This window comes from bacterium, assembly GCA_035945995.1.
Classification (GTDB): domain Bacteria; phylum Sysuimicrobiota; class Sysuimicrobiia; order Sysuimicrobiales; family Segetimicrobiaceae; genus DASSJF01.
In genome coordinates this window covers 1-11,984 of sequence record DASYZR010000006.1, presented here as the reverse complement: position 1 = coordinate 11,984, position 11,984 = coordinate 1, and the positions used below count along the sequence as shown (strand labels likewise).

Genomic DNA, 11,984 nt, shown 5'->3' with positions numbered 1-11,984 from the left:
TTTCCGTGTGCGCGTCACTCCTTCCTCGATTTCGCCCACCGGGGCACAAGCAGCGCCACGGCCACGGCCGTGATGTAGTGCGTCATCGTGGCCACGGCGAGATACGCGCCGGGGAAGTGCCGCGTCCCTAGGTGTCCAACGCGGGCGAGCGCGAGCAACTGCCGAAACGGGGTCATCAGCCCTGAAAGATGAGCAGGCTATCAATCGTGGCGATGACTAGCGTGATCGCCCACAGGGCGACGACCGGCCGGCGCGCCATCCGGCACAAGCCGCCATATAGCAGCCCACCGAGAATGCCCGCCACGAACGCGGACCAAAGCGTCGCGACGCGAGGCGGAACGAGCGTGAACGTCGCGATCTCCAACACGACGCTCACCACTGCCGCTACGACACCCGCAAGCGCGCCTGCGGCGACGTCGCCCCCCACCCCGGTACTGCTCGATGCTGCGTCATCTTCCAACGACTCCTCTATCACACGCATTCTTGGACGAGGCTTCGCCGTGCTCCTACGTTCGGGACAGTTCCCCATTGGGGACGCTTCTCGACCGCCTCCGGCGTCCGGTCGACGAACGGCCAGCGGTCTAGACGGTTCGCACACACGGTTGGCGACGCAGCGGCACTGGGCCGTTTCGGTTTGCGGTTGCGTGTCCGCGCCACGGCGCGGGCGCACTAACCTAGAGCATCGGACGGACCTGAAGCCCTACTCGACTTCCGCGATCAGATACGCTGACGTTGTGTAACCGAGCGGCAACCCACTCACGCCGACTGCCGCTCTCGTGTGTTTGCCCGCTTCGCCGAACACCTCCACCAAGAAGTCGGAGGCGCCGTTCATCGCTGCGGCTGGCCCTTGAACTCCGGTACGCTTGCCACGAAACCTCCGACGTGGACGAGTTGCCGGATGCAATCGAGGGAGTCGATGACCGCGAGCATCGCGGCCAGGCAGTTGACCGCGCTCGCTCGTACGGCCTCCCTGCCGTACGCAACGTCCACGTCGGTGGCCAGCGCGCCTTTGTAGTCGCGGCCCCCCATGGCAGACACCTGGCCGGCAACGTAGAGCAAGGATCCCACGCGCTTCGCCGGAACGTAGTTGGCGACGGGTTTCGGCGGCGATGGCACCGTCACGCCCAGTTCGCGAAGTCGACCGACAACCCGGCCCATGCAGCTTCATCTCCTTGATTCGGTGGCGGACGACTCCTCTGCCCGCCGGCGCTTGCGCTAGTTGCCTCCCAACACGGCGAGCAGGATCGGAATCCGGTAGACGAGGGACGCCGACAAGCCAACCTCGCCGTGGCAGGCTGGCCCGCACACGTTGGGGCGCAGATGTCAGGCAGTTCTCGCAATCATGCGCGCTAAGCCGGGGCGCCCTCGATGACACTCATTTGCGCTTCCGTTGGTGTCACGCTAACTATCTGGAAACCGGCCGCAGCAAAGAGGTTCGCCCACTCTTCGCGCGTGCGCTCTTGTCCACCGGTATGCACCAGCATGGTCACATCGAGGAACTTGCCAGCAGCGCCCTCATTCGGCGGGCTGATCTCGCTTTCGATGACCAGCAGCCTGCCGTCCGGCGTAATTGCGCGCCGACAGTTCCGCAGAATCACCCTCGCCGGGCCGTCGTCCCAATCGTGGAGGACAAACTTCAATACGTACGCATCACCGCCACTCGGCACCGCATCGAAGAAATCTCCCCCGACGATCTGACAGCGATCGGCAACCCCCGCGGATCGCAGCAACTCCGCGGCCCCGTCCACGACATTTGGTTGGTCGAATAACACGCCGCGGACGAACGGATGTTCGGCAAGAATCGCGCTCAAAAACGCGCCCTTGTTCCCTCCCACGTCGACGACGCACCCGAATCGCCCAAAGTCGCTGACTTTGAGCGCCGCGTCGGCTTGCCGTCGCGAGCGACTTGTCATGGCGTGGTCGAACACTGCGGCCGCCTCCGGATTGCGCCCGTAGTACTCCCACGGGTTCATGCCGTGAGCGTGGCGAAAGGCATGCTCACCGGTGCGCACGCTATCCAGGAGGTGGCCCCATGCCTGCCAGTATTCGGGCTGACCAATGTACACAGCCCAAGGTCCGATGGGTTCCGTCGCATCGGACCGCAAGCACTGACCAAGCGGAGTAAGTGCGAAGCGGCGGTCACTATCCTCCTTAACCACGCCGACGCTGGCGAGCGCGCGAAGGACCCGATACAGCGCGCGCCCGTGGGTACCGGTCGCAGCGGCCAGGTCATCGCTGCGCTCCGGGCCGTTCTTCAAGAAGTCCGCAATTCGGAGCGTTGCGACGACATGGAGGGCCTGAGAGACCTTGAATCCGTTGACCATCTCGAGAAGTAACGTGGATGGCCGCTGGTCGCGCGTGTCCATCGCCGCGTCCCCTTTCTGCACTTTGCAAACCAACGTCATGTTTCATCGAGCCGGGGCCGTGTCCGGTGGACGAGGCCAGCGCCGAAGCACGGCGCAATGGTTCAGGCGAACATTGCGATTCTAGCACCATTGTAGCGGGACGGGTCTAACGCCGCGTCCTGTTCGGCAGGAGGCCCCACCGAACACCCGGAACCGCAACGATGTGACCGACATCGAATGCCGCCACGACATCGAGCAGAAACTGCGCTGCTGGGATACTTGTCGCACCACCCGGACGCCGAGCACGATGTGGCGTGGCTGCTCGAGCAACTGGCCGAGCGGGGCGCGCGCATCGGGGGATTGGAAGCGCGGCTGCAGCGGAACGAGTGGGCGTTTTCGCTGCCGTGAAACGCTCGCGCGCTAACCTATCCTCAGCGGGGGACGCGACTACGAGTCGCCTGCCCGCCGAACGTCCGCGCATGGGGCTCAGCGGTCCGGCTCGCCCAGGATGCCGCTCGCACACACGGTTTGTGTCGGAGAGCCACTCACGTTACTCTCAACGCCCTCGGGTACCCACGCCGCGCTACAGTAGTTCATGCCGGTACCAACACGGGCAGGGGGTAACCGCCCGGGTAGTCTAACGCGAGAAGGGCACCAAGACCTCCATGAGTTCAAACTTGGCCATGGCCCGGGTCAGCGGAGCGAGTTTGGCGACAAGGGCTTGATACGCAGGGTCTGCTTCCATTTTGCGCGTTTGGTCCTCATATTCTGCGAGGCTGTGAAATCTGGTGGTGACCACAAAGGTTGCTCCGTCGGGCGCGAATAGTTGTCTCGCCAAACTCGTATCTATGCCCTGCCCTTGGCGCTTCTTCACCCACTCCTCCAGGGTTGCCCGAAACTCAGGAACCTTGCCAGGTGCAGGAAAACCTCGTACACGGTGAATAAACATGACTATCCCTCCGTCACCGAAGTAGGCCCCTGCCCGCCTTCGGCCTGTTCCGTATAGGGATTTGTGTCACCTGCAGTCGCCCGCCTTAGCCATCGCGCAGGATGTTGTGTGCGTCCACTCTCGCGCGGCAGCCGACGGCGCGTCCAGTCCGGCTCGTTCGCGGGGTGTGGTAACAGGTGCTTCAGGACTGCGGCCGCCGCCCGCCGAACCTCGCCGCATGGAGCCCGACGACTCGGCTCCCCAGGACGCGCAGGCGTTCATCGCCGCCCTCGACGAAGTCGATCTTTTGCGTTTCCGCGTCGTCGGCACGTACACCCGATACGACGAATCCGCCCGCAACGCCCTCCAGGACGCTCGACAGAAAATCCTCGCCGGGTTCGAGCCGCCGGGCCGCAAGCGCGAGAACCACCTGATCTGGGCCGCACCTGGGACCGGCAAGACCTATTTCGTCCAGCAAATCGCCGCGTCGCTGGGAGACGGCGTCCGCTACCACGAACTGAACCTCGCCAAGTGCACGGAAGCCGAATTTCGGTCCGGCTTGAGCGCTCTCGATGGCGGTCAGGCGTGCCTCTGCCTCATCGACGAGGTCGACGCCAAACCACAAGAACCCTGGCCCTACGAAATACTACTCCCCTACCTCGACGCGGCCGTGGAGCGCGGCGCGCGGTTCGTCTTCGTCCTGGCGGGCAGTTCGGGATCGAGTTTGGAGGACATCAAACAGCGGATCGCCGCCCGGCCGAAGGGCACGGACCTGCTAAGCCGCATCCCGACCGGCCACGAGCACGTCATCGGCCCGATGAGCCTCGGGGACCGGCTCCTCATCGTGCTCAGCCAGTTGCGGCAAGCCGGGCAGGAACGGAGCCGCGACATCCGCGCCATCGAGAAACTCGGCCTGTACTACGTCGCGCTGAACCCCCGGCTCGCGAATGCCCGCCAGTTGCGCGAGTTTGCGGTCCGGGCCGTGGAACGGGTGCCCAAAACCGACAGCCGGGTCAAGTACGATCACCTCTTTGTGCCGGGCGATCCGGAGAACAAGGCGTTCTGGGTGCAGGCGTCGCCGGTCGCCGAACGTCTCGTCAACACGTTTGTGGTGCTGGCGGGAGACCGCGTCGGGGTGAATGGGCTCAAAGACGAACTGTTCCTTTCGGACCTCCGGGACAAGACGCGCAGAGGGATGGAGGGGGCCATCCGTCGCGGACGCAGCGCCGGCTGACGGGCCTACGGGTATCACAGCGAGCCCATCATCGAGTCGGGCCAGGTGGTCGGGGCGCGCCGCGTGATCGACCCCGACGAAGCCGCGGTCGTGGTGCGGATCTTCGAATTGTACCGGGGGGGGATGAGTCCCGAAGCCATCGCGCATCGCCTCAACGACGAGCGCGTGCCCCCGCCTCGCCCGTCTCGCGGACGGCGCGTGATGGGGTGGACATGGAGTACCATCGCCGGGACGCCGCGGCGGGCGCTCGGGATCCTGAACAACCCGCTGTACGATGGCCGGCTCGTGTGGAACCGTAGCAAGAAGGTGCTCCATCCCGAGACGGGACGGCGCGTGATGCGGCCTCGGCCGGAATCTGAATGGCTGTCGGTGGACCTCCCGGACCTGCGGATTGTCCCGCCTGCATTGTGGCGTGCGGTCCAGGACCGCCGCGTTCATCGGCGCTCTCCGCTGCTCGGCAACACGCGCGGGCGGTACTCCTCAGCACTGCTGTCCGGCCTGCTCGTGTGCGGATCGTGCAGCTCACACTACGTTCTGAGAAAACCGAGGTATTACGGCTGCGCCGCGCACCTCGATCGCGGGCCCACCATCTGTGCAAACGGACGGCTCGTGCGCCTGGAGCTAGTCGAGGAACGCGTGGTCCCGCTCGTGATGGATCAGGTCTTCGTCGATGATATGGTCGAATACGTCACCCGGCACGTCAACGAGGAGATCCGCCGCCTGTCAGCTCCGCGGGCTAACGTCCGGCGCCAGCGAGAACGCGACCTCGCGCAGGCTCGGCGAGAGCTGGGCAACGTGCTCGGCGCAATCCGAGCGGGCCTGACGACCGCCTCGACCAGGGCCCTCCTCGAGACGAGTGAGCGGCGGGTCGCCGAGCTCGAGAAAAACATCCCAGACGTGGTGCCGTCCGTGAACGTGCTCCCGGAACGGATCGAAGGCTATTTATCCGACCTTCGGGCAGTGCTCAATACGGACACCGCGACGGCTGCTCGCATCGTTGCTCGAGCCGATTCGGCTGCGGCCGATAAATGGCCAGCTCGTTGGTGAGCTTCGGGGCAATTTGGCGTTCTTGCTCGGCGGACCGATAGTGCGGTGGCCAATTATGGTGCCGGGAGGGGGATTTCGTCATTAACGTACTGGCCGCTGGTCATCGGAACGGTCGCCTGACTCACAGTAGCCCCTCAGCACCACCGCAATTGATCCGCGCCACCGCGCCCACGTGCTGCTCGAGCACCTCGTCCCACAATCGCTGCCAAGGGCTGCGCCGCGCCCAAACGGACAAGTGGCGGATGGCCTCGTCTATCCTTTCCCGGTTCATCCCGGCCGTCCTCCGAACCCCGGTCATGACGCGCGCAACGCGTGCGACACCGACGGCGGCCGGGTGCGCGATTCGCCGCTCCATATTAGATTTCCGTTCGCCGTTGCGGGGGTCGACCCTACCATGGCATCCTAATCCGGGATATAGTCGCCGTATCCGATCCAAACCCCGCCGCACACAGAATGCGGGAAGCGGATATGATAGGATCAAGGCGAACGACAAGCGAGGAGGCCTTGGATGGCGATTACCCTAAAACACACGCGGCCCGTGACTGACGACGAGCTCCTGGAGCTCTCGCGCCAGAACCCAGGCTACCAGTTCGAGCGGAGTGCCAAGGGGGAGCTTATCGTGACGCCGGCGGGAATGGAGAGCGGGCGCGCCAGCGGCGAGGTGGTCGGCCAGCTCCGCGACTGGAACCAATCCGACCGCCCTGGTGTCGTCTTCGATTCCTCGACCGGTTTCAGGATGCCCGACGGCTCGGTGCTCTCGCCCGACGCCTCCTGGGTGCGCCGGGACCGATGGGACGCGCTCACGATCGAGGACCGGAAGAAACTTGGACCGTTTTGCCCGGATGCCGTCTTCGAAATCCGATCAGAAAGCAATACGCTCGCCGAGCTGCGCGACAAGATGCGCGCCTACCTTGCCAACGGCGCCCGGGTCGGCGTACTCGTCGACCCCGACCGGCGGACCGTCGAAGTCTACCGCCCCGGGCGGGAGCCCGAGATGCACCAGGATTCCAAGACGGTCTCGCTCGACCCCGAGCTCGCGGGATTCATCCTCAACCTCGAGTCCCTCTTCACGGCGTAATCCGCGCCGACGTAGTACCGTGAACTATCCTGCCAAAAGATATCTGGACTACTCACGAGGCGCTGGCGTGCAAGCTGTTTGAGTTTGGACCGGGGCTGAAGCAACAACTCGAACAAAACGTTCCGTGGTGCCGGGAGGGGGATTCCTGATTTGGCGACTTGGCCTGCAGTGCCGTTTGTCGCCTGAGGCGGCGGGGACCGAACCCTCGATCTCCTCTACGCCAATAAGTGTATCATGTCGCCAGACCTAACAAGTCGATGATCCGTGGTTCGAAACCACGAGGGCCCACAAGCGTTCATCCGAGACTTTCGGAAAGGCGTTTAAGCAATCCCGAATCAGGGGCTGCCTGAAAGGCGGTGCTGGCGCGGTGGGTATTCCGCAAAGGGGGAATGCCGATGGAACTCCAGACACGCGGACCGATTCATTATCGGCGCTGTCCGAGACGCGGGACGCGGTATGCGATGGGACATGGGTGTCCGGCGTGTAGACGCCGAAATCGGAAGCGGCCGGGCCGTTCGTTGACAGGTGCCTCTCGAGATCTCAAGAGTCGACGATCGTTCAGAAGTCCCGGATAACTAGCATGGTGATCGATGCCGCGGTTGCGGCTGCCATGTTGACCGTCGCGGCTATTGTCGTGCCGGCGCGGTCTCTCCCAGCACCGCCAGCACCGAGTCTATTGTTCTTCGATACGTGGCCCGACGATTGCGCCTCCTCCGATGGATGCGCCTCATGCGGACCGACACAATGCAACTGCTCGATCTCCTGCCTCCCGACGGACTGAACTGGTCGCGCCCTGGACAAAAGCGCACCATTGGCGAGCATCTTAGCCATGTGGCGCACGCCGAGCAATGGTACCTGGAGCGCGTGGCCCTGGGCGCTCCTCCCGATCCCGCGGCGAGCATCGCGGATCCCGTCGAGCACCTGGCTACAGTGCGGTCGAGCGTCGTCGCGCGGCTCTCCCGCATGACCCGCGAGGAGCGCGCACGCATTGTGCAGGCCGGCAACAAGCGCTGGTGGAGCACACGCAAGATGCTCGGTCGCATGCTTTATCACGAGCGATATCACATCCGCTCCATGGCTCGGATCGGCCGCCACCATCGGGTTCGGATACAGGAGGGTCTGGGCGGTTGGGAGCGCTACTAAACCGCCGGGGAGGAGCAGGCAAAGATGAATCTTCTTGGCGCCGCGAGGAGCACGGGATCTCTTGAAGCTGGGGTCGGATTCCAATGGCTACTCGGATGCGTTGCCGCCGCTACCGCGCTCGATGAGCGATTGAACTTCAGCAAGCACCTCACCGGCGCGGTCGGCTGGGCAACCCCAGTAGTCAAAGATGTTGCCGCGCCCGTGGCCGAACTCATCGCCCCGGCGGTCCTTGCCGCATATGACAATACTCGCAGCCCCCGTCGTCCGGGCCAGGTGGGGATGCAACCAGCCGACAAAACCGGTGGCATCGAACTCGGGGTTGAACCGGAACTGAAAAATCTTGAATAGATCTTTTACTTTGCCTGGATGCGAGACTGGGATCAACTGGCTCCAGAACTCGCCGTCTCGGACGCACGCCAGAGCCTCAGCACGTGCCTGGACGAGGCCGTCGGGCATCGCTTCAAATGCATAGAAACCGGGAAGAACCTGGTTTTCAGCGTTTGCGATAACCTTGAGCAACCGGGCCGCGGCCTGTTCCTGCGTCTCCGAACCCATGCCACCCTCCTCCTCATCACCTACGCGAGCGCCTGCCTACATGACCCGAGAGCGGCAAGCAGGACGATCGCCGACAGGATTACTCCTTCGCCAACGTTTGGATCGACGATGAGTGACTGTCGCAACATAGCCCAGCCGCTGCTCACCCACAACGCGCCGCATGTCTGGTGTCAAAATCGCCATCACGGTACCTCCGAGGCCAGTTGCCTGTCCTGTAGAGCCAGCCGTACCGGCAGGAGCGTTATCCGATAATCTCAATGGTAATGCGCAATCGGGATGGTCGAAAGAACCATTCCGCGGCCGATTCATGGTGCCATTCTTGGGACCCTCGACCCTGCCTGACGTGACGGGTCGTCCACTATGAGGGTGCCGCCTTCGGAGAGGATGGGGATCACCCGAGATTTGCCGCACCAATCTGTTTCCCCCGTGCCCCTCCGTAATCGGTATGGCTAATTGATGCTGTTCATGCTAAATTCTTGGTGCCAATTCGACGCCGCGCTATTCATTCCGGAGGGCACGTGAAGCTCTCGGCACCCGTCAGCCTGGTAGGCCTTCAGCTGCACCGCGATTCTGCCACCCCGCTGCACCGACAGCTGTACGACGGACTGCGGCAAGCCATCCTCGCGGGCCAACTCGTATCTGGCGCACGTCTGCCCTCCACACGATCGCTCGCGGATATATTGGAAATTTCACGCAACACCGTGCTCCTCGCGTACGATCAACTCCTGATCGAGGGCTATGTCCACGGAAAGGTGGGAGCGGGAACGTATGTCACGAACTGCTTTCCCGACGGCTTTCTCCGCCCTCACCTGAGCCTGCCACCGGGCGGCCCCGGCCGCGCACCATCGCGACGGGGCCGTATCTTGCGTCGGCTGGGACAGCGACGAACGACGGCGTCGAACGACACCCCGCTTCGGCCGTTCCGAACGGGCGTCCCTGCGCTGGACGTCTTTCCGTGGAAGCTTTGGGGACGATTGCTGGCCCGGCGATGGCGGTCCCTGTCCCCGTCCCTCGTGGGTGGCAAGCATCCGCTGGGATACCGGCCGTTGCGAGAGCTCGTCGCAGCCTATCTGAGAGACGCTCGAGGGCTCTTCTGCACGTCCGATCAAGTGATTCTCGTCGGAGGCTCGCAACAAGGCCTCGACCTCGCGGCTCGCGTCCTCCTTGAGCCGGGGGCCGCGGTCTGGGTAGAAAATCCAGGGTATCCAGGGGCGCACGGCCTCTTTCGTGCGGCCGGTGCACGGTTGATCCCCGTGTCGGTGGATGCTGAAGGACTCGATGTCACGGCTGCTATCACGCGATGCGCACACGCGCGATTGGCGTTCGTCACCCCGAGCCATCAGTTCCCCCTCGGCGCCACCATGGGTGTCGCCAGACGATTGTTACTGCTGCAGTGGGCCGGCGAACACAACGCGTGGATCTTGGAAGATGACTACAACAGCGAGTACCGGTACCGCGGCCAACCTCTGCCCGCCTTACAGGGCCTGGACCGCAAAGGACGGGTGATTTACCTCGGGACGTTCAGCAAGGTGCTGTTTCCGGGGCTACGTCTCGGGTACCTCGTCGTGCCGTCAGACCTGATCGATGCGTTTTCCCGGGCGAGTTTCTTGACGGGCTACTATCCTCCGATTCCGAACCAGGCCGTACTCGCCGACTTCATCGCCGAAGGGCACTTTGGCCGCCATATCAGACGCACGCGTTCCCTGTACGAGGAACGTCAAGGCCGTCTGGTGGAAGCCGCAAAGCGGTGGCTGACGGACCTCCTCGAAGTCGACGCCGCGGAAGCAGGGATGCACTTAGTTGGTCGGCTCGTCGGGCCGGCAAGTGACGCGGAGGCGGCACAACGTTGCGCTTCCCAGGGCATTGACGTCACACCGCTCTCAGTGTGCTGCGTGGAGAAAGTCCGGAAGCGCGCGCTGTTACTGGGCTACGCCGCCTTCGACGAACGCGCGATCGTCGATGGTGTTCAGCGGATGGCAGTGGCACTTCGGCCAGACGATGGGAAGCCCTCGCGTCGAACAACGGCCGCATCTCCGGATGCGGGACAGCCGACGATCGGTTGAACGCGCCAGTTCCAACGTACGTGCGAGGCTGGGACTCGCGGCGTTCACCCGCATCCTCGTGCGACGGGGCGTCGTAGGACGATCGCATACAGTACATTCTAGGAGAAGGGCGGCGGGGCCGCGTGTAAGTGTGCTCGATAGCCGAACTGGTGCCGGGAGCCCGTCACCCGCATTATACAGTTGGCCGTTGGCCACCGCCGCGGTAGCCTGACGCGCCTCGTCCCGGATATTGGCGTCCCCCATGGGGGACGCCGGGGCCCCGGAGCCGCTCATGTCAGCAGGGGTCCGCGCCCGCGCAGCCAACGTCATTGCCATGAGCGTTCAGAACAACGGGATATCAGCGCGCCCGAGCGTCACCGGCCAGGGCTTCCTACCGGGGCAGCCCGGCAACCCCGGCGGGCGGCCCAAAGGTCTGGCGTCCGCCCGTTCCGAACGCGATGGCGATTTCGTGCGACCTGCCGACCTATCTCCTGTTAGGACTTCGGTTTCTCGAGGGTGCTACTGGTAGCGATTCCGAATGGCTTTCGCGCAGGCGCAGTACCACTCGGGCGCATCGGATCGTAGGCGGAATCCAGCATTACTTTTGGGAAGCGGTTCAATCCCAGTCGCTCCAAAAAGAGGGGGGATGGACTCGTGAGCATCATTGCATGGATCGTCGTGGGCATCATCGCAGGATGGCTCGCCAAAATGGTCGTCCCGGGCGAGGGACCCGGCGGCGTTCTGGGGGACCTCGTTGTCGGTGTTATCGGTGCGATTGTCGGCGGATGGATCTTTAACTACTTCGGCCATGCAGGCGTCACGGGCATCAATATCGGGTCGATCATCGTCGCGTTCATCGGCGGTGTGATTCTTTTGTGGATTGTTCGTGCTGTGACAGGGAAGAGAGTGAGAGCGTAGACCAAACTGAACTAACAAGTCAGCGGGCCGTTGCCGACCGCCGCAGCGGTAACACGACTCGCTTTGACGGCATCCCCCCATGGGGACGCGGTCCTCGCTGCGGCGCCTCAGATGGCAGGGGTCCGAGGCTGAGCGGCAAACGTCCTTGATATGAGTGTTGAGAACAACGGATCAGGAACGCGGACGGGCGGCATCACCGGTCGGGGCTTCCTTCCGGGGCAGTCCGGCAACCCCGGCGGCCGACCCAAGGGTTTGGCCGCCGCCGCGCGGGCGGCCGTGGGCGACGACGGGCATGCGCTCGTCGAGTTCTTCGACGCGATCCGGCGGGGGGACGGTAAGGCTCTCGGTGTACGTCAAATCCCGTTGGCCGCCCGGATGGACGCCGCCCGATGGCTGGCCGACCGCGGCTGGGGTCGGGCCGTGACAGTCGTCGAACTGCCGGACGCCTCCGCCGGGCCGTTCACATCTGAGCAGGCCGCCGCGCTGAAGGAGATGCCGCCGGAACTGAAGGACAGGATCAGGCAGTGGCTCCAGGAGCGCCGCGAGGAGTATCTCGCCCGGGAGCGCGAGGCGGCGGAAGCCAAAATGCGATCGTACCTGCCGGTTGGGCCGGACGGGAACGGGGACGAAGCCCGGTGACACAGCATAGCCATGGCGCATCTTGACTTCAACTATCCCGGGCTGGGTGAAGCCT

The 11,984-nt window shown here is 64.0% G+C and carries 14 protein-coding genes; 8 read left to right on the top strand and 6 right to left on the bottom strand.

What is annotated here, in order from left to right:
• Nucleotides 1-14: 14 nt before the first annotated feature.
• From VGZ23_00695 to VGZ23_00680, 4 genes are all read right to left on the bottom strand, one after another.
• Entirely contained in the window at nucleotides 15-176 is a 162-nt protein-coding gene (locus VGZ23_00695; GenBank protein HEV2356127.1) for a hypothetical protein, read from the bottom strand.
• Nucleotides 176-460 (bottom strand): hypothetical protein, encoded by a 285-nt coding sequence (locus tag VGZ23_00690; protein HEV2356126.1) that lies wholly within the window; start codon nucleotides 458-460, stop codon nucleotides 176-178. The genes VGZ23_00695 and VGZ23_00690 overlap by 1 nt, the downstream gene beginning before the upstream one ends.
• A 368-nt stretch (nucleotides 461-828) precedes the next feature.
• Complete coding sequence (locus VGZ23_00685; GenBank protein ID HEV2356125.1) at nucleotides 829-1,158, bottom strand: RidA family protein; 330 nt, start codon at nucleotides 1,156-1,158, stop codon at nucleotides 829-831.
• A 191-nt stretch (nucleotides 1,159-1,349) separates the two neighbouring features.
• Complete coding sequence (locus VGZ23_00680) at nucleotides 1,350-2,366, bottom strand: methyltransferase (GenBank protein ID HEV2356124.1); 1,017 nt, start codon at nucleotides 2,364-2,366, stop codon at nucleotides 1,350-1,352.
• 216 nt (nucleotides 2,367-2,582) lie between these two features.
• On the opposite strand from VGZ23_00680, the gene VGZ23_00675 reads away from it, so the two are divergent.
• Nucleotides 2,583-2,753: a hypothetical protein gene (locus VGZ23_00675; GenBank protein ID HEV2356123.1), complete on the top strand. Its 171-nt coding sequence runs from the start codon at nucleotides 2,583-2,585 to the stop codon at nucleotides 2,751-2,753.
• Between the two features lie 229 nt (nucleotides 2,754-2,982).
• Here the strand turns inward: VGZ23_00675 and VGZ23_00670 are convergent, their stop codons facing one another.
• Complete coding sequence (locus tag VGZ23_00670; protein ID HEV2356122.1) at nucleotides 2,983-3,294, bottom strand: hypothetical protein; 312 nt, start codon at nucleotides 3,292-3,294, stop codon at nucleotides 2,983-2,985.
• Nucleotides 3,295-3,511: 217 nt separating this feature from the next.
• On the opposite strand from VGZ23_00670, the gene VGZ23_00665 reads away from it, so the two are divergent.
• From VGZ23_00665 to VGZ23_00650, 4 genes are all read left to right on the top strand, one after another.
• Nucleotides 3,512-4,507 carry an AAA family ATPase gene (locus VGZ23_00665; GenBank protein ID HEV2356121.1) on the top strand — a complete coding sequence of 332 codons (996 nt, stop codon included), beginning with the start codon at nucleotides 3,512-3,514 and terminating at the stop codon, nucleotides 4,505-4,507.
• Nucleotides 4,508-4,552: 45 nt separating this feature from the next.
• The gene (locus tag VGZ23_00660; protein ID HEV2356120.1) at nucleotides 4,553-5,554 is read left to right on the top strand and encodes a recombinase family protein; all 1,002 of its coding nucleotides are present in this window, start codon (nucleotides 4,553-4,555) and stop codon (nucleotides 5,552-5,554) included.
• A gap of 508 nt (nucleotides 5,555-6,062) precedes the next feature.
• Complete coding sequence (locus VGZ23_00655; GenBank protein ID HEV2356119.1) at nucleotides 6,063-6,632, top strand: Uma2 family endonuclease; 570 nt, start codon at nucleotides 6,063-6,065, stop codon at nucleotides 6,630-6,632.
• Nucleotides 6,633-7,322: 690 nt separating this feature from the next.
• A complete protein-coding gene (locus tag VGZ23_00650) occupies nucleotides 7,323-7,775 on the top strand; it encodes a DinB family protein (GenBank protein HEV2356118.1) in 453 nt (150 codons plus the stop codon).
• A gap of 87 nt (nucleotides 7,776-7,862) precedes the next feature.
• Here the strand turns inward: VGZ23_00650 and VGZ23_00645 are convergent, their stop codons facing one another.
• On the bottom strand, nucleotides 7,863-8,330 hold the full coding sequence (locus VGZ23_00645; protein ID HEV2356117.1) for a DUF6196 family protein: 468 nt from the start codon (nucleotides 8,328-8,330) through the stop codon (nucleotides 7,863-7,865).
• 518 nt (nucleotides 8,331-8,848) lie between these two features.
• Here VGZ23_00645 and VGZ23_00640 point away from each other — a divergent pair.
• From VGZ23_00640 to VGZ23_00630, 3 genes are all read left to right on the top strand, one after another.
• Nucleotides 8,849-10,393, top strand: a complete 1,545-nt coding sequence (locus VGZ23_00640) for a PLP-dependent aminotransferase family protein (GenBank protein ID HEV2356116.1) — start codon at nucleotides 8,849-8,851, stop codon at nucleotides 10,391-10,393.
• 633 nt (nucleotides 10,394-11,026) lie between these two features.
• Nucleotides 11,027-11,290 (top strand): GlsB/YeaQ/YmgE family stress response membrane protein, encoded by a 264-nt coding sequence (locus tag VGZ23_00635; protein HEV2356115.1) that lies wholly within the window; start codon nucleotides 11,027-11,029, stop codon nucleotides 11,288-11,290.
• Nucleotides 11,291-11,542: 252 nt separating this feature from the next.
• Nucleotides 11,543-11,929: a hypothetical protein gene (locus VGZ23_00630; GenBank protein HEV2356114.1), complete on the top strand. Its 387-nt coding sequence runs from the start codon at nucleotides 11,543-11,545 to the stop codon at nucleotides 11,927-11,929.
• The last annotated feature ends 55 nt before the right edge of the window (nucleotides 11,930-11,984 follow it).